This window comes from Nocardia sp. NPDC058114, assembly GCF_042884695.1.
GTDB lineage: Bacteria > Actinomycetota > Actinomycetes > Mycobacteriales > Mycobacteriaceae > Nocardia.
Genome location: NZ_JBHVTK010000009.1, coordinates 1 through 17767, shown reverse-complemented (window position 1 = coordinate 17767; position 17767 = coordinate 1). Strand labels below are relative to the sequence as shown.

The following is a 17767-nucleotide window of genomic DNA, read 5'->3' as shown; positions in this document are numbered from 1 at the left end:
CCGACTGCTCGAGCAGTCTTCGCTCGACCGGCCCGTCACTTGTTCACGGCGTCCGCGATCCGCTGGGCAGCCTCACCAGGGGTGAGAAGCGTGGTGTCCACGACCTCGGCCTCACTGTGCAGCCACGTACGGGCAGCCTCCGCGTAGGGCTCGAGATACGCGAGACGGAATGCCGACGGACCGAGAACGGTGTCGCCCTCGATACGCCCGCGCAGGGTCTGCTGGTCCGCGTGCAGGACGAAGTGCCGGAGCGGGATCGCGTGCCGCGCGAGCCCGGTACTGATCTCGCGCCAGTACTGCTCGACCAGCACGGTCATCGGCATCACCAGCGTGCCGCCGGTGTAGTCGAGAATGTGCCGGGCGGTCTCGACCACCAGGGGGCGCCACGGTGGCCAATGCTGGAAGTTGTTCGTCGCGAGCAGCCCCGGCGTGACGTCCATGAGCGTCTCACCGACCTTCTCGGCATCGAACACCCGCGAATCCGGAATCAGCTGTTGCACGAGCCCACTGGTCGTCGTCTTGCCTGCGCCATGGGTCCCGTTGAGCCAAACGATCACAGAATCGGACCGTAGCAGCTACTTCGCCGACGTCACCGGCCGATCCGTCCGGCGTCCCCAGCTCGACGAGAGCTGATCCTGCGCCGGTGGCTGACTCAGGCGGCGAGGGCCAGCTGGGCGCGTGCGGGCCGACCGGCGCGGTCCGCGCGAGCGACCAGCCGGGCGATGGCCTGGGCGACCTGGGCGGGCTGTTCCAGGATGACCGAATGACCCGCGCCGTCGATCTGAACGAAGTCGGCGTAGTCGACGGCGGCGGCCATGGCGACCGAATGCGACGGCGGCGTCATCAGGTCGGCGGAACCGCACAGGATCATGGTGGGAACGGTCGAGAGGGTGCCCAGGGCGGCGGTGCGGTCGAAGGTCTTGAAGGCGCTCAGGAAGGTGGCCATGGTCACGATCGACGTCGCGTTGTGCATCGCCTCGGCCAGTGCCAGCACGCGCCGGCTGACCTTGCGATCACCGAACTCGGCAGCGCGCACGACCGGGGCGAAGACCTTGCAGGCCAGCACTTTCGCGTGCTGCATCAGCCGCGGTGCGCACCGCACCGCGGCCTGGAAGACAGGGACGATCGGGTTGTGCAGCAGCCGGCCGAAACCCGCGTCGGCGAGCCCGCTCGCGGCGGTGGCGACGAGCCCGACACCGACGATGCGCGTCCCGACCTCGTGCCGGTACTGGTCGACGTAGGTCAGCACGGTCATGCCACCCATCGAATGCCCGACCAGCACGACCGGGCCGGTCGGCGCGACAACGTCGAGCACGTCGTGCAGATCATGACCGAGCTGTTCGATGTTGTAGGTCTTCCTCGACGCGATAGCGGAGTCGCCGTGCCCGCGATGGTCGTAGCAGACGACCTTGGCACCGGAGTGCGCGCGCAGCAGCGCGTCCCGCACATCCGTCCACGATTCGGTCCGCAGGCAATGCCCGTGAATGAGAACAACCGTCATGTCCGCGTTCCGCGCCCCGTACTCACGAACCGCGAGCTCCACCCCGTCACCGGTCGACACCGAGACACGACGCTCCGCCGAGTGGGCGATTGTGCTGATGATCGACATCGGAGCCTCCGGTTTCGCGTGTGGTGACAGGTTCAACTCTCCACCGAAACGGGTTTCACCAGCAGGTCCCCGAGTGCTTGGACCGCTCCTCCGAGGGTGCGCAGAACACCACCTAGGTGTCGCTCGTCGAGCTCACCCGGTGGCGGGGCGTGCTGAGCGGGTCAGCCGATGGGGACCTGGCTGCGGACGCGTGGACCGGTGTGCGCGGGTAGGTGCTGATAACCGTGCAGGGTGAACAGCGGCCGACGGGTGGGCGGATGGGTCAATCGCAGATCCGGATACGTCTCGAACAGCGCGCGCAGGGCATGCGCGGCTTCCATCCGGGCCAGACCGGCGCCGAGGCACACATGACTACCGCTGCTGAAGGACAGATGATTCTTGGCGTTGCCCCTGGTTACGTCGAAGCGGGCCGGGTCGGTGAACACGGCGGGGTCGCGGTTCGCGCCGGCCAGCGACAGCACCACCGTCGACCCCTCGCGCAACCGGACACCACCGATCTCCAGCGCTGTCCTGGTGGTGCGCGCGGTGGACTGCACCGGCGGATCGATCCGGAGGATCTCCTCCACCGCGTTGGTCCAGAGTTCGGGCTCGGCACGCAACCGGTCCAGCTGTTCGGGGTGCTGGAGCAGCCAGACGATGCCCTTGCCGATCAGGTTGACCGTGGTTTCGAAGCCCGCGGCCATCAGCAGGGTCGCCGACGCGCACAGTTCGTAGGTGGACAGGTCCCCCGAGGTGACCAGGCTGCTGAGGATGTCGTCGCCGGGCTCGGCGCGCAGTCGCTCGAGGTGCTCGACGAGATACTGGTGCAGTCGCTCCGAGGATTCCATCGCCCGCTGGTGCGTCTGCCACGAGATCCCGAGGTCGAGCAACGGACTGATGTCGTCACCCCAGTGCAGGAACATCTCGCGGTCGGCGTCCGGGAAGCCGAGCATCTCGGAGATGATGGCGATGGGGACCTGCGCCGCGTACCGCGCGACCAGGTCGGTGGGCCCGTCGTCGGGGAGCGCCCAGAGCAGTTCCCCGGTGACCGTCTCGATCCGGTCGCGCAGCCGGGCGATGGCACGCGGGGTGAACGCCGCGGAGACCGGTTTGCGCATCCGGTTGTGCTCGGGATCGTCGACCACCAGCATCGACGGCGGATCCATCAGATTCGGCGGGAGGGGCCGGCGCTCCAGCGCGCGCATCACCGGCCCCGGAATCCCGAACACCGTCGGTATACCGACACCGAAACGGTTGTCGCGCAGGATTTCCCGGACCATATCGTGATCGAAGGTGATCCATACCGGAAGGGCGCGGATCAACCCGCCCTGCCCGCGCATCTCCTCGATCAGCGCGTACGGATTCTCGATACCCTCCGCGCCGCCGATCAACCGGGCGAACGGATTGCCACGCCGGATCAGCATCTTCTTGAACAGCAGAACCAACCCGTGATTGTTGACCCACCGATACATGTAATGCGGTTTCATCCAGCCCTCCGTCGTTCGAACCGGCGCATCCTGTGGTTGCAACGAATAGCACACGGCTATAACGAACATCACAGGGCGCGCGGGACCCGCCGGAAGGGGATCTCGAGAGCATGGGCAGGCAGCGCGGCGGTCCGTCGAGCGACCGAGGTCAGCAGCACAGGACAGAACTGGTCAAGACCTCCCGAAGGGAGATCGTGCGCCTGAGGCTTCGCCGATCGCCCCAGGCGCAAGGGTTTACACGTTGAAGCGGAAGTCGCAGACGTCGCCGTCGTGCATGACGTATTCCTTGCCCTCCATGCGGACCTTGCCCGCGGCCTTGGCGGCGGCCATCGATCCCGCCTCGACCAGGTCGTCGAAGGCAACGAGTTCGACCTTGATGAAGCCGCGTTCGAAGTCGGTGTGGATGACGCCGGCGGCCTTGGGGGCGGTGTCGCCCTGATGGATGGTCCAGGCTCGGGATTCCTTCGGGCCTGCGGTGAGGTAGGTCTGCAGACCGAGGGTGTGGAAACCGGCGCGGGCGAGGGCGTGCAGGCCGGGTTCGGACTGGCCGATGGATTCCAGGAGTTCGAGGGCGGATTCGTCGTCGAGTTCGAGAAGTTCGGCTTCGACCTTGGCGTCGAGGAAGACAGCGTCGGCGGGGGCGACGGAAGCCTTCAACTCGGCGACCTTGGCCTCGTCGGTGAGGACGGACTCGTCGGCGTTGAAGACGTAGAGGAACGGCTTGATGGTGAGCAGGGAGAGCTCACGCAGCAGGTCGGCGTCGATCTTCTTGCCCGCGGCGAACAGCGTGGTGCCCTCGTTGAGGAAACCTTCGGCGACCTTGGCGGCGTCGAGCAGGGGCTTGCGGTCCTTCTTGACCCTGGCTTCCTTCTCGAGGCGCGGGATGGCCTTCTCGAGGGTTTGCAGGTCGGCGAGGATGAGCTCGGTTTCGATGACCTCGATGTCGGCGGCGGCGTCGACCCGGCCGTCGACGTGGATCACGTCGTCGTCGGCGAACACGCGCACGACCTGGCAGATCGCGTCGGCCTCACGGATGTTGGCCAGGAACTTGTTGCCGAGGCCGGCGCCTTCGGAGGCGCCCTTCACGATGCCGGCGATGTCGACGAACGACACCACGGCGGGAACGATCTTCTCGGAACCGAAGATCTCGGCGAGCTTGTTCAGGCGCGGGTCGGGCAGCGGGACCACGCCGACGTTGGGCTCGATGGTCGCGAACGGGTAGTTCGCGGCCAGCACGTCGTTCTTGGTCAGCGCGTTGAACAGCGTCGACTTTCCGACATTGGGCAGGCCGACGATTCCGAGGGTGAGGCTCACTGTGATTATCTTGCCGCACCTGCGGCGCGGCGGGTTCGCGGCCCCCTTGTGGCCCGCTGGTCAGGCACCTGACCAGCGAGCCGGACCGCGAACGGCCCCTCCCGACGGATCGGTCAGGGAACGAGGACGACCTTGCCCAGGTTGGCGCGCTGTTCGATGACCGCGTGGGCGGCAGCGGCGTCGTCGAGGGCGAACTCGGCGTGCACCACCGGATGCAGCAGGCCGGAAGCGTAGTACTGCCACACCTCCTGTCGCAGGTCCTCGTAGCGAGCCGGGTCGCGCTGGGCGAGACGGCCGATCCGGAAACCGGTGAGGGATTTGCCGCCCGCGAGGAGGTCTTCGGTGTCGACGAGGCCGCCGCCGGTGCCGTAGGTGACCGCGCGACCGCCTTCGGCGAGACCGGCAAGGGTGCCGCCGAGACCGGTGCCACCGACACCGTCGAGGGCGTAGTCGGCCTGCTTGCCGCAGTGCAGCTGGTCGTAGGTGAACACCTCGTCGGCGCCGAGTTCACGCACGAAGTCGACCTTCGACTCGTCGGAGACCGCGCCGACTACCCAGCTCGCGCCACGCACGCGGGCCAGCTGCACCGCGAGGTGGCCGACACCACCCGCGGCGGCGGTGACCAGCGCCGTTTCGCCGTCGCGCGGTACGGCGGTGTCGAGAGCGCCGAGGGCGACGAGACCGCTGCGCATCAGGGCGACGGCGTCGACGGCAGAAGCGCCGTCCGGGATCGCCGAGACCTGGTCGATCGCGAGCACGACGTACTCGGCGTAGGCGTCAGCGGTGCACAGGCCGACGACGCGGTAGCCGGCGCTGTAGCCGTCGACCCCGTCACCGACCGCGACGACCTCACCGGCCACCTCGGCACGCACCTGCTCCGCGTCGCCACTGATCCGCCGAATCGCCGACAGGGTGACCCCGATCGCCTCGACCCGCACCAGCAGCTCACCGGCACCGGGCACCGGCACCTCGGCCGCGACGACTTCGAGCGCCTCCGAACCACTGCCGCGCTCGTATTGAACCCGCCGCATGACACCTCCTGCGTAAATTGAGCGAAGGCGCAAGATTAACCGGCTGACCTCGCGTTTCCACAGGCCATGAGCCCGTGAGTGCGAAATCTCACCGCCTCCGCCGCGCCGCGGAGAGCACCCTCACGGTCCGGTTACCCCGCGGCGATGCTCGAGACGCGTGGGTAATCCCACACACCCGGCGTAGCGTGGCCCGTATGGAGGCGACCACGGAGGTGGTGACCGCGGCCCCCGCGCCGGTGCTGGCAGCGTTCATCGACCGGTACGTGGGCTATCGACTCGCGGGTTTCGAGCCGGGCCTGCATCGCGGCCTTCCCTCACGGCACATGACGTTCATCGTCGCCGTCGGCCCGACCATCGATGTCGTCGAGCAGACCGACCCGCACCAGGCCCCCGGCAGCTACCGCTGTGTCTTGAGCGGCCTACAGGCGAGCCCGGCGTTGATCGCGCACACCGGTTTTCAGGAAGGCGTCGCGATCGAGCTGACCCCGCTGGGTTGCCGAGTGCTGTTCGGCATGCCCGCGAGCGAACTGTGGGACATGTCGATCGAATGCTCCCAAGCGCAGAGAACTCTGGGCGATCAACTCGCCGATGCCGTGCAGTCGCACCAGGATTGGCCGAGCCGGTTCGCCGCGTGCGATCGAGCCTTGACCGCCGCGGCACGCACCGACACGCTGGCCGGGCCCGAATTGACGTGGGCCTGGCACGCTCTCGTGAAAACCGGCGGCACCTGCTCGATCAACCCGCTCGCGGATCGGATCGGCTGGACCCGTCAGCACCTGACCCGCAAGTTCACCGCCGAATTCGGCGCGAGCCCCAAGCTGGCCGCACGGATCATCCGATTCGAGCGAGCCAAGCGCATGCTGGCGGGCACCCCGTCCTATGTCTCCATCGCCCAGATCGCGACCACCTGCGGCTACTACGACCAGGCGCACCTGAACCGCGACTTCGCCGAGCTGGCAGGCGTGGCCCCCACCGCCTGGCTCGCCGAGGAGATTCCATCCGTCCAAGACCCGAACGCGGCGGAAGCGCGAGGCTGAACGCATGGACACTTCAACCAACACCACCACCATCTGGCCCTGCCTCGCCTTCGACGACGCCCGCGCCATGATCGAGTTCCTCACCACCGCCTTCGGTTTCGAAGCGACCGCGGTCTACGCCAGGGAAAACGACGACTCGGTCGTCGAACACGGTGAACTGCGCCTGCCGGGCGGCGGCGGCATCATGTTCGGCTCCACGGGCCGCGACGACACCCCCTTCGGCACCCGGCCACCGGGCGTCGCCAACCTCTACCTGGTCACCGACAACCCCGACGCGCTCTACGACAGGGCGAAGGCCGCGGGCGCGAGGATCATCCGCGAGCTACGCGACGAGGACTACGGCTCCCGCGGCTTCAGCGCCGCCGACCCGGAAGGCAACCTCTGGAGCTTCGGCACGTACCGAGGCGAATGACCTGCTGAACAAAATTTCATTCTGCGCACGATCGTGTGCGAACCTCTCCGTCGCAGTTCGGCGATCGGCTACGTTGTCGTTTGCTTCACCCGAGGCTCTGCGCGTTATACAGGAGAGTTGAGTCAATGGCGACCATCGAACATCTGCGGACCGACCCGGACTTGCCTCCGGTCGGTGTCGTCGATCGCACGCCGATCACGCCCGCCAAGAAGGCCGTGTTCGCGGGGATCGCCGTTCTCGGCGCTATCGCGTGGGCGATCATCGCGTTCGTGCGCGGCGAGTCCGTGAACGCGGTGTGGATCGTGATCGCGGCGGTCTGTACCTACATCATCGCCTACCGCTTCTACGCGCGGTTCATCGAGTGGAAGATCACCAAGCCGCGCGACGACGTGGCCACGCCCGCCGAAATCTATGACAACGGCAAAGATTTCATGCCGATGGACCGGCGGGTGCTCTACGGGCACCACTTCGCCGCCATCGCGGGCGCCGGTCCGCTGGTCGGTCCGGTGCTGGCCGCGCAGATGGGCTATCTGCCCGGCACCATCTGGATCATCGTCGGCGTGGTCTTCGCCGGCGCGGTGCAGGACTACCTGGTGCTGTGGGCCTCCACCCGTCGGCGCGGCCGCAGCCTCGGTCAGATGGCGCGCGACGAGCTCGGCCTCGTCGGTGGCGTCGCGGCGATCGTGGCGATTCTGGTGATCATGACGATCCTGCTCGCGGTGCTGGCACTGGTCGTGGTGAACGCGCTCGGCGAGAGCCCGTGGGGCGTGTTCTCCATCGCGATGACCGTCCCGATCGCGCTGTTCATGGGCGTGTACCTGCGGTATCTGCGGCCGGGTGCGGTCGGCGAGGTGTCCGCGATCGGCATCGTGTTGTTGCTGGCCGCGATCATCGGCGGTGGCTGGGTATCCGAAACCGAGTGGGGCGCGGACTGGTTCACCCTCTCGCGCACCACCATCGCGTGGTGCCTGATCGCCTACGGCTTCATCGCCTCGGTCTTGCCGGTGTGGCTGCTGCTCGCCCCGCGTGACTACCTGTCGACGTTCATGAAGGTCGGCACGATCGTGCTGCTCGCGGTCGGCATCCTGATCACGATGCCAGTGCTGAAGGCGCCCGCCGTCTCCGAATTCGCGCATACCGGTGCGGGTCCCGCATTCGCGGGCAGTCTGTTCCCGTTCCTGTTCATCACCATCGCCTGCGGTGCGCTCTCGGGTTTCCACGCGCTGGTCTCCTCCGGCACGACACCGAAACTGCTGGCCAAGGAATCCAATGCCAAGATGATCGGCTACGGCGGCATGCTGATGGAGTCGTTCGTCGCGGTCATGGCGATCATCACCGCCTCGATCATCGACCAGCACCTGTACTTCGGCATGAATGCCTCGGCCGGACTCACCGGTGGCACGGCCGAAGGTGCTGCCAAGTTCACGAATTCGCTCGGCCTGTCCGGGCCGCCCGCGACACCGGAGCTGTTCACCGACGCGGCCGCCGATGTGGGCGAGAAGTCGATCGTCTCGCGCACCGGCGGCGCCCCGACCCTGGCGGTCGGCATCTCCGAGGTCTTCTCCCAATTCCTCGGCGGCTCGACGATGAAGGCCTTCTGGTACCACTTCGCCATCATGTTCGAGGCGCTGTTCATCCTCACCACCATCGACGCGGGCACTCGTGTGGCGCGCTTCCTGGTCTCGGACGCGCTGGGCAACTTCGGCGGCGGGTTCAAGAAGTTCCGCGATCCGTCGTGGCGGATCGGCGCCTGGCTGTGCTCGCTGATCGTGGTCGCGGGCTGGGGCGGGGTGCTGCTGATGGGCGTGAACGATCCGTTCGGTGGCATCAACGCGCTGTATCCGCTGTTCGGCATCGCCAACCAGTTGCTCGCGGCGATCGCGCTGATCGTGGTGCTCACGATCATCGTCAAGCGCGGGCAGTGGAAGTGGGCGTGGATTCCCGGTGTTCCGCTGGCGTGGGATCTGCTGGTCACGATGACCGCGTCGTGGCAGAAGATCTTCTCCGACGATCCCAAGCTCGGTTACTGGAAACAGCACAGCCTGTGCCAGGCCGCCAAGGACGCGGGCAAGGCCTGCCTGACCGCCAAGACGCCCGAGCAGGTCGACATCGCGATCCGCAACACCTTCATCCAGGGCACGCTGTCGATCGTTTTCGCGGTGCTGGTACTGATCGTCACCGCCGTCGGAGTGCTGGTGTGCGCGAAGGCGATTCGCACGGGCACGGTGACCAGCACCGAGTCCGAGGAACAGCCGTCGAAGATCTTCGCCCCGAGCGGTTTCGTCGCCACCTCCGCCGAGAAGGACGTGCAGAAGGAGTGGGACGTGCTGATCGCCGAGGGCAAGGTGAGCGCGCCCGGATCGGCGCACGTCTCTTGAGCGGGACCAGGGATGCGGGCGGCCGGTTCAGTGGATCGGCCGTCCGCGCCCCGGCCGTGACGACCGACCGCACCGGGCTGGTCGACAGGACAGCGTCGATCGCTACCGCGAGCTCGGATGCGACCGTGGGGGCACGCCTGCGGGCGGTTCTCGGCCGAGCGTGGGCGGCGATGCGCGCAGTCGCCCGCTGGTACAGCGCGATCAACGGCGGCCAGGATTACCAGCGGTATGTCGACCACTTGCGTCGCACGCATCCGGGGGCCCCGGTGCCGTCCGTGCGCGACTACTGGCGCGAACGCTATGCCGAAGCCGAGCGCAATCCCACCAATCGCTGCTGCTGATCGCGGTCCCAGACCCGCGGGATCGGTGGCCGATTTCCGCTAGCACCCCGCTCGCGCGGGTGTCATTGTGGAACTCGTGACCATCACTGCTTTGGACTTCGAGGGCTGCTACCGGGCGGTCTCCACCCGCGACTCCCGCTTCGACGGGCAGTTCTTCACCGCGGTACGCACGACCGGCATCTACTGCAGGCCCTCGTGCCCGGCGATCACACCCAAGCGGGCCAATGTGTCGTTCCTGCCCACCGCGGCGGCGGCGCAGCAGGCCGGTTATCGCGCGTGCCGCCGGTGCCTGCCCGACGCCGCGCCCGGGTCACCCCTGTGGAATGTGCGAGCCGACCTGGCCGCTCGCGCCATGCGGCTGATCGGCGACGGGGTGATCGAGCGTGGCGGGGTACCCGGACTGGCCGCCACCCTCGGCTATTCGCAGCGCCAGCTCACCCGCGTGCTCACCACCGAACTCGGGGCAGGCCCGCTCGCGCTGGCCAGGGCGCACCGTGCGCACACCGCGCGGCTGCTCATCCAGACCACCGAGATGCCGATGTCGGATATCGCGTTCGCGGCGGGGTTCGCCAGCATTCGGCAGTTCAACGACACCGTGCGCGAGGTCTTCGCGGTGAGTCCGACAACGATGCGGACCGAATTACGCCGGTCGCCGCGCGCCGATGTCGTCGCACCCGGCACCCCCGGATTGCTGACCTTGCGGCTGCCGTACCGCGAGCCGCTCGATACCGGGTGGCTGACCTGGTTCCTCTCGGCGCACGCGGTGGCCGGGACGGAACAGTGGGAGGACGGGGTCTACACGCGCAGCCTGCGTACTCCGCACGGGCACGCGACTGTTCGGCTGTCTTTCCAGCCCGGTCATGTGCGGGCGGAGTTGGCATTGCGGGATATGCGTGATCTCGCTCCGACTGTCGCCCGGGTGCGGCGTCTGCTCGATCTGGACGCGGATCCGCTGGGGATCGACGCGGCACTCGGCATCGACGCAACGACCGGAGCCGACGGCCGTGGTGGTCACGGCGGCGGCCGCGTGTTCGGCAGTGACGACCGATCCGGTGATGGCGCAACCGATTCGGGTGCCGCAGGGGTTGCGCACGGAATCGCGGGGCACGGATTCACGCCGGGGATTCGCGTGCCCGGGTGCCTTGATGGATCAGAGTTGTTGCTGTGCACGATGATCGGGCAACAGATTTCGGTGCGGGCAGCGGGGACGCATGTCGCGCGGCTGGTGGACGCACTCGGCGAGCCGATCGAAGGACCGGTGCCGCGACTGTTCCCGACGGCCGAGGCGGTCGCCGAACACGGTGCCGAGGTGTTGACCGGGCCCGCGCGCAGGGTGGCCGCGATCGTGGCCGCGGCGCGGGCGCTCGCCGACGGCGAACTGGTCCTGCATTCCGGCCGTACCGCCGATGATCTGCGGCGCGACCTGCTCGCACTCGATGGAGTCGGGCCGTGGACGGCCGACTACGTCACCATGCGATCGCTGGCCGATCCCGACATCCTGCTCGACACCGACCTCGTCGTGCGCCAAGGAGCCGCGCTGGCCGGGATCGACCTCGGCGACACCACCCGCTGGGCGCCGTGGCGCTCGTATCTGTCCATGCACTTGTGGAAGACCGCGCTCGAACATCGTGGCGCGCTTGTCCGTGAACCCTCTCCTCAGGAAGCGAAAACCCATGACTGACACTGCTCTTCGTCTCGCCGATGTGGCGACCGTCAGCACGCCGATCGGCCCGTTCACCACCATCGCCGATTCCGACGGCGCCGTGCTCGCCTCGGGCTGGACCGGCGACCCGACCACGCTGACCGGCCTGATCCATGCGACCTTGCGCCCGGCCGAACTGCGGCAACGGGATTCGCTCGGCGCGGTGACCAAGGCCGTCATCGACTATCACGCAGGTGATATCACCGCGATCGACGCGATCGCGGTGCGTCAACAGTCCGGTGAGTTCCTCGTCCATGCCTGGGAAGTCCTGCGCAAGGTACCGGCCGGTGAACCGGTCACCTACACGGAGTTCGCCGGACTCTCCGGGCGTCCGGCAGCCACGCGGGCCGCGGCCAACGCCTGCGCGCGCAACTCCGCCGCGCTGTTCGTGCCGTGCCATCGTGTGCTGCGGATCGGCGGAGCGCTCGGCGGGTTCCGGTGGGGGCTGCAAGCCAAGGCCTGGTTGCTCGCGCACGAAAGCTGAGCAGCGGCACACGATCAGGCCAGTGATCGCCGATTGGCTCTTTTTTCCAGGTCCAGTAGGCCGGATTCTGTTACCTATGCTCACTCGTCGGTTGGTCGCGCTGTACGTCGGTTTGTGGTTGTACGGCACCTCGATGGCAGTGATGATCCGAGCAGGGCTCGGGCTCGACCCGTGGGACGTGTTCCACCAAGGGGTCGCCGCGCATGTGCCGCTGAGTTTCGGTGTGGTGACCGCGCTGACCGGGATCGCTGTGCTACTCGCCTGGATTCCGTTGCGGCAGCGGCCGGGGCTGGGGACCGTCAGCAACGTGGTGGTGATCGCGATCGCGGTCGACGCCGGGTTGTGGGCGATCCCCGCCGTGGACGGCGTGTGGCTGCGGGTACTGGCCATGGTCGCCGCGGTGGTGGTGAACGCGGCGGCGACAGTGCTCTACATCGGTGCGGGAATGGGGCCAGGTCCGCGCGATGGACTGATGACTGGACTGGTCGCGCGGACCGGTTGGCCGGTGTGGTCGGTTCGCACCGGGATCGAGGTCTCGGTGCTGACCACCGGGTGGTTCCTCGGCGGCAGCGTGGGAATCGGCACGCTGGTCTACGCCTTCGGAATCGGCCCGCTGGTCCAGCTGATGATCCCGTTCGTCGACGGCAAGCTCCCCGGATTCACGCCGCTCGCCCGCCAGGAAGCGGCGCCATCCGTGGAGCGTCCGCAGGCTCCCGCCGCGCCGTGCTGACATGGTGACGGCCTCACCGGGCGAACTCAGGCGACGGTGGCTTCCAGCCGCGATCCTGCCCGGCCGCGCACCACGTGGAGGCGGCTGGGGATGCGCTGGCGCATTTCGTCTACGTGGCTGACGACGCCGACCACGCGCCCGTTCGCCCGCAGTTCGTCGAGGACACCCATCACGGCGTCGAGAGTGTCGGCATCGAGGCTGCCGAAGCCTTCGTCGATGAACAGGGTGTCCAGGACCAGCCCACCGGTTTCGGCGGCGACCACATCGGCCAGACCGAGTGCCAATGCCAGCGAGGCCATGAAGGTTTCGCCGCCGGAGAGCGTTTTCGCCGAGCGGATCGCGCCGGTGTAGTCGTCGCGGACGTCGAGCCCGAGGCCGCCGCGTCTGCCCCGTGGTCCCGCCTTGTCCGAGTGGACGAATTCGTAACGGCCACCGGACATCCGGCGCAGACGCAGTGATCCCGCGACCGCGACCTCTTCGAGCCGTGCCGCGAGAACATAGGAGCGCAACGACATTCGCCGGTTGTTCTCGCCCCTGCCCGCGACCACTTCCGCCAGGGCCGCCAGTTCGTCGAAGACACGCTGCTCGGGCGCGATCCGCTCGACCTCACCCCACAGCTGCGTCCCCAGCTGCTCGAGCTGGGCGACCCGCTCGGTGGCCGCCGACCGGGCCGCCACCGCCGCGGTGAGCGCACTCTGAGCTTCGGTGAAGCGCTGCTCGAGCGCGTTCAGGTCGCCCGGCGTCTGCTCGGCGACCGCCTGGATCCGGGGCTCGGCGAGCACCGTCTCGGCATGTGCGCGGGCCCGGTCCGCGGCGGTGAGTTCGGCTTCGATCGCGGCCTGCTGCTGCGCGGTCCGAGCGGCGGCGGTGACGACCTGGGCGTAGGCGGTCAGCAGGGCGATGTCGTCGCGAGGCGGTGCTGGTTCGACCGGCTCTTCGCCGACCGGCTCGTCATCGAGCGGCTCGTCATCGAAAAGATCGAACAGGCTGGGAACGCCCGTATCGGCATCGGCGACCGCAGTTCGCCCGGCGGTACGAGTCGTCGATTCGTGTGCCTCGAGCTGCGCACTCGCCTCGTATCCCGCCGGAACGAGACCTGCTGTACGGGCGAGGTTTTCCACACGGGTGGCGACGGTGCGGACGGCGTCGCGGGCGGTGCCCTCCTCGGTACGGGCGGTACGGAGGGTGGTGGCGGCGGTGATGAGGGATTCGAGGCGGGTCGTGCGGGCGTCGACGGTGGCGTCGGCGCCCGCGGCGGCACGCAGGCGGGTGGTGAGTTCTTCGAGGCGGGTGCGAGTGGCCGCGATGTTGGCCGTGCTGGTGCCGAGGCGGGCGTCCAAGTCGCGGGACTGCTCGTGCAGGGCGGCTTCCTCGGTGCGCAGGGCCTCCAGGCGGCTGGTCAGGGCGGGGGCGCGTTCAGCGGCTTCGGCCGTATCGTCGAAGCGGTGGGTGGCGGTGCGGACCGCGGCGGCGAGGGCGACGGGGTCGGCGTCGCCATCACGCGCGGTCAGCGCCTCGATCTCGCGTTCGATGGCGCTGATGCGTTCGGCGAGGCGATCCCGCGCGGCCTCGGCGACCTGTTCGGCCGCCTGTGCGGCGTCCTCGGCGTCCTTGGACACCGCGTCGTCGGTGGGCTGCGCGGGCTCCGGGTGATCGGCGGACCCGCAGACCGTGCACGGCGCACCCTCGGTGAGCGCGCCCGCGAGTTCGGCGGCCATGCCGGCAAGGCGGCGGGTGCGCAGGTCGAGGACACGCTCCCTGGCGTCGAGGTGGGTGCGCCATGCGGTGTCGTGTTCACCGCGCGCCGCGTCCAAAGCTGGTCGGCGACGGGCGATCTCGACAGCGGCCGCCGCCGCGTCCTGCCACTTGGCCAGCTCGTTGCGAACCCCGGGCAGCGCTGCGGCCGCGTCGGTGGCCTCGCGGAGCTGTTCCTGAGCAGAACCGATCAGTGCCGGCAGTTCGACCCGCCGCTGCGCCAGCTCCGCCGCACGCCGCGTGAGCTGGGCGGATTCGCTCTCGTGAACGGCGAGATCGTCGGCGAGCCTGCGTGCGATCACCGCATCCGCGCGCACCTCACCGAGCACACCGAGCAGCGCGTTCCACTGGCTGATCGCCGCATCGAGATCACCCTGGACGTCCACGCCGCCATCGCTGTTCGGCTCGGCCGGTACGACGGTCAGCAGGCCCACACCCGCGATATCGGCCGCCGCCGGTGCACTCAGACGATCGGCCAGATCAGCTGCGGCGCCGCGGGTGGCGGCTTCCGAGCGACGCAGGCCACGGACCGCGGAGCGAGCCTCGTCGATGGCATGGACGACGGGCTCAGCCAGGCGAGCTCGGTCGAGTTCGCGTTCGAGTTCGGCGCGGCGAGCAGCGGAGGCGGTGTAGGCGTCCAGTTCGGAGCGGGCCGCGGCCATGCGGGTGCGCAGCTCGGTGACGCGGCGTTGCTCTTCGGCTTCGGCGCGGGCCTCGGCCGATTCTTTGTGACGCAGTTCGGAATTCGTGGTCGCCTCGGCGAGGGCGGTACGCGCGGTGGCCAGCAGCTCCTGAGACCACGTCACCGAGTCCTTGATGCCGATCGATTCCGCGCCGCCGTATCCCGCCGCCATGCCGACCTTGGTGATCAGGCGGTCGATGCCCTGCTGGCGCGTGGTGAGTTCGCTTTCGGCCGCGCGTCGCCGATCCGACAACCATTTCTCGGCGGTACCGAAACGTTGGGTATCGAAGAGCTTTTCGAGCAGTTTCTCGCGGTCCTCGTTCTCGGCTCGCAGGAATTTGGCGAAGTCGCCCTGCGGGAGCAGCACCACCTGGAAGAACTGGTCGGCGCTCATGCCGAGCAGACGCAGCACCTCGTCGCCGATATCGGTGATGCGCGAGAGGTTCTCACCGCTGCCGTCGAGCCAGGTGAGCGTGGCCTGGGGTTGCAGCAGCCGGGTTCCGGTGCCGTTCTTCTTCGGGCGCTCGAATTCGGGCGAGCGGGTCAGGCGCAGCAGGCGGCCGCCGAGCGTGGCCTCGAGCACGACACTCGGTGGTGTCTGCGAATCGGCGTGGTCGGAGTGCAGGCGCTTGCTCTCGCCGCGCGCCCCGGGCACCTTGCCGTAGAGGGCGAAGGCGATGGCGTCGAGGATGGTCGTCTTGCCCGCGCCCGTATGCCCGTGGAGCAGGAACAGCCCGTCGGCGCCGAGTGCGTCGAAATCGACAACGGTGGTCTCGGCGAACGGTCCGAACGCGGTGAGTTCGAGCCGGTGCAGCCTCACGCGATGACCCCGGCGACGAGCGCCGCCGTGAACCCGGCGCGCGAGCTCACGCAGTCAGCTCCGATGCCACCGGCTCCTGGGCGGATTCGCCTCGGCCCGAGTCGGTTTCGCGAACCGCCGCGGCCAGCGCCCGCTCCACCCATGCCATCTCCCCCTTGCTCGGTGTGCCACGCACGTCGGTCAGGAAGCTCGCCGCGACCTCCGTGTCGCGACGACCGTGCACCCGCTCGCGGTAGTGCAACTCCGGATTACCTTCCGGCCGTGCCCATTCCACGTGCACCGCGTGCGGAAACCGCTCGCGCAGCTTACGCATCGGATCCACCGGACGGGTGATGTCGGTGATCGTGGCGGACACGTAGTGCTCTTCGGCCGCGGCGAATTCGGCGCCGGTGAGCAGGGAATCGATGGTGCCGGTGAGTCTGCTGAGCCCGCGCACCTGCGGCAGCTCGCGGCGGTGCACCGCCGCCAGACCCTTCGCGTCGAGGTCGACGATCCAGACCGCCTTGCGATGGGAGCTCTCCCCGAACGAATACGGCAGCGGGGATCCGCTGTAGCGCACCGACTCCGAGAGCGTCTGCGGCGAATGCAGGTGCCCCAGCGCCACATAGTCGATGCCGTCGAAGGCCGACATCGACACCGTCTCCACACCACCCACCGAGATGGACCGTTCCGAACCCGTCGCCTCGCCGCCGATCACGAACGCGTGCGCCAGCACCACCGTGCGCGCGCCGGACCTGGCGGCGATGTCGGCACGAATCCGGCTCATCGCGGCATCGAGGATCTCCGTGTGCGAGTGCGCGTGTGGCACACCGAGTTCGGTCCGGGTGATCTCCGGTTCCAGATACGGGATGCCGTAGAAGGCCACGTCGCCGTCGTCATCGGACAGCACGATGGGCCGGTGCGCGTCGGCGACCCGCGTACACAGGTGCAGGCCACCGGCCGCGGCGAAGCTCGCGCCCGCACCGAGCCTGGCGGGCGAGTCGTGATTGCCCGAGGTGGCGACGATCGTCGCGCCCGCCGCCCGGATCGCCTCGAATCCACGATTGCAGACCCCGATGGCATCGGCATTGGGGATGGAGCGGTCGTAGATGTCGCCGGGCACCACCACCACGTCGACCGATTCGGCCGCGACCAGCTCCGCGACGGCCGACAGCACCCGCGCCTGATCGGCCAGCAGGTCGACACCGTGAAAGGTGCGCCCGATGTGCCAGTCGGAGGTGTGCAGGATCCGCATGTCGCGAACCGTAGGGCACACCCCCGACAGATTTCAATCGACGCACCACACGCGTGTAATTCACCGGCGTGGCGCGCGAGGCCGCGCGCACACCACCAAGATGTCCGGCGGGAATGCCGCCGCCATGCCCGGTTTGCCCGGGAATTGCGAACTTGTCGGTGGGCTCGGGCAGTATCGCCTCCCATGACCGCTTCGATGCTCGTCGCGCTCGTCTTCGTCTTCGCCGCAGGCTTCGGTCTCGGCTGGCTGGGGCACTCCGCCCGGGGTGGCCAACGCGCCGCCACCGCGGAAGCCCGGCTCGCCGCGGCCGGCGACAATCAACGGTTGCTGCAGCAGTCGCTGCACTCGGCCAACGAGGATGCGGCGCGCAGGCATTCGGCCGCGATCGGCGCGATGGTCGATCCGCTGCGCGACGCGGTCGGCGCGTTGGAACAGCAGATCCGGCAGGTCGAACACCATCGAATCGACGCGTACTCGGGATTGCGCGAGCAGGTCGCGGGCATGCAACGCACCTCGCATCGGCTCTCCGATCAGACCGGCCAGCTGGTCGCCGCGCTGCGGGCGCCGCAGGTGCGCGGCCGGTGGGGTGAGATCCAGCTGGAACGCGTGGTCGAACTCGCCGGCATGACCCGGCACTGCGACTTCGATACCCAGGTATCCCGGCCCGGCGGCGACGATCGGGGTGCGGTCCGGCCCGACATGGTGGTGCGGCTGGCCGGCGGCAGGCACATCGTCGTCGACGCGAAGGTGCCGTTCTCGGCGTATCTGGACG

The 17767-nt window shown here is 68.5% G+C and carries 15 protein-coding genes; 8 read left to right on the top strand and 7 right to left on the bottom strand.

The features are described from left to right. Positions 1-35: 35 nt before the first annotated feature. The 5 genes from ACFVVI_RS27600 to ACFVVI_RS27580 all read right to left on the bottom strand — a co-directional run bounded on the left by ACFVVI_RS27600 (position 36) and on the right by ACFVVI_RS27580 (position 5420). A complete protein-coding gene (locus ACFVVI_RS27600; RefSeq protein ID WP_387447476.1) occupies positions 36-557 on the bottom strand; it encodes an ATP-binding protein in 522 nt (173 codons plus the stop codon). Between the two features lie 95 nt (positions 558-652). Next, the gene (locus ACFVVI_RS27595) at positions 653-1609 is read right to left on the bottom strand and encodes an alpha/beta fold hydrolase (RefSeq protein ID WP_387447475.1); all 957 of its coding nucleotides are present in this window, start codon (positions 1607-1609) and stop codon (positions 653-655) included. 161 nt (positions 1610-1770) lie between these two features. Next, entirely contained in the window at positions 1771-3075 is a 1305-nt protein-coding gene (locus ACFVVI_RS27590) for a cytochrome P450 (protein WP_387447474.1), read from the bottom strand. A gap of 234 nt (positions 3076-3309) precedes the next feature. Further along, positions 3310-4389 (bottom strand): redox-regulated ATPase YchF, encoded by a 1080-nt coding sequence (gene ychF / locus ACFVVI_RS27585; RefSeq protein WP_378996570.1) that lies wholly within the window; start codon positions 4387-4389, stop codon positions 3310-3312. Between the two features lie 113 nt (positions 4390-4502). Then, positions 4503-5420 carry a zinc-binding alcohol dehydrogenase family protein gene (locus ACFVVI_RS27580; protein WP_387447473.1) on the bottom strand — a complete coding sequence of 306 codons (918 nt, stop codon included), beginning with the start codon at positions 5418-5420 and terminating at the stop codon, positions 4503-4505. A 194-nt stretch (positions 5421-5614) separates the two neighbouring features. Between ACFVVI_RS27580 and ACFVVI_RS27575 the strand changes: the two genes are divergently transcribed. The 7 genes from ACFVVI_RS27575 (at position 5615) to ACFVVI_RS27545 (ending at position 12504) form a co-directional block, all read left to right on the top strand. Next, positions 5615-6457, top strand: a complete 843-nt coding sequence (locus ACFVVI_RS27575; protein WP_378996575.1) for a helix-turn-helix domain-containing protein — start codon at positions 5615-5617, stop codon at positions 6455-6457. Positions 6458-6461: 4 nt separating this feature from the next. Then, on the top strand, positions 6462-6869 hold the full coding sequence (locus ACFVVI_RS27570; RefSeq protein WP_378996577.1) for a VOC family protein: 408 nt from the start codon (positions 6462-6464) through the stop codon (positions 6867-6869). A gap of 125 nt (positions 6870-6994) precedes the next feature. Further along, a complete protein-coding gene (locus tag ACFVVI_RS27565) occupies positions 6995-9247 on the top strand; it encodes a carbon starvation CstA family protein (RefSeq protein WP_379313939.1) in 2253 nt (750 codons plus the stop codon). A 170-nt stretch (positions 9248-9417) separates the two neighbouring features. After that, entirely contained in the window at positions 9418-9588 is a 171-nt protein-coding gene (locus ACFVVI_RS27560) for a YbdD/YjiX family protein (protein ID WP_379297953.1), read from the top strand. Positions 9589-9655: 67 nt separating this feature from the next. Further along, a complete protein-coding gene (locus tag ACFVVI_RS27555) occupies positions 9656-11269 on the top strand; it encodes a DNA-3-methyladenine glycosylase 2 family protein (RefSeq protein ID WP_387447472.1) in 1614 nt (537 codons plus the stop codon). Next, the gene (locus ACFVVI_RS27550; RefSeq protein WP_387447471.1) at positions 11262-11774 is read left to right on the top strand and encodes a methylated-DNA--[protein]-cysteine S-methyltransferase; all 513 of its coding nucleotides are present in this window, start codon (positions 11262-11264) and stop codon (positions 11772-11774) included. The genes ACFVVI_RS27555 and ACFVVI_RS27550 overlap by 8 nt, the downstream gene beginning before the upstream one ends. A 76-nt stretch (positions 11775-11850) precedes the next feature. Next, a complete protein-coding gene (locus ACFVVI_RS27545) occupies positions 11851-12504 on the top strand; it encodes a YitT family protein (protein ID WP_379313941.1) in 654 nt (217 codons plus the stop codon). A gap of 26 nt (positions 12505-12530) precedes the next feature. Here the strand turns inward: ACFVVI_RS27545 and ACFVVI_RS27540 are convergent, their stop codons facing one another. Together ACFVVI_RS27540 and ACFVVI_RS27535 are read right to left on the bottom strand one after the other, a co-directional pair. Next, positions 12531-15761, bottom strand: a complete 3231-nt coding sequence (locus tag ACFVVI_RS27540; protein ID WP_387447470.1) for an AAA family ATPase — start codon at positions 15759-15761, stop codon at positions 12531-12533. A 46-nt stretch (positions 15762-15807) separates the two neighbouring features. Further along, a complete protein-coding gene (locus ACFVVI_RS27535; protein ID WP_387447469.1) occupies positions 15808-16995 on the bottom strand; it encodes an exonuclease SbcCD subunit D in 1188 nt (395 codons plus the stop codon). A gap of 183 nt (positions 16996-17178) precedes the next feature. Between ACFVVI_RS27535 and ACFVVI_RS27530 the strand changes: the two genes are divergently transcribed. Further along, positions 17179-17767, top strand: a 589-nt coding sequence (locus tag ACFVVI_RS27530) for a DNA recombination protein RmuC (RefSeq protein WP_387447468.1), incomplete at its 3' end; no start/stop codon positions are given.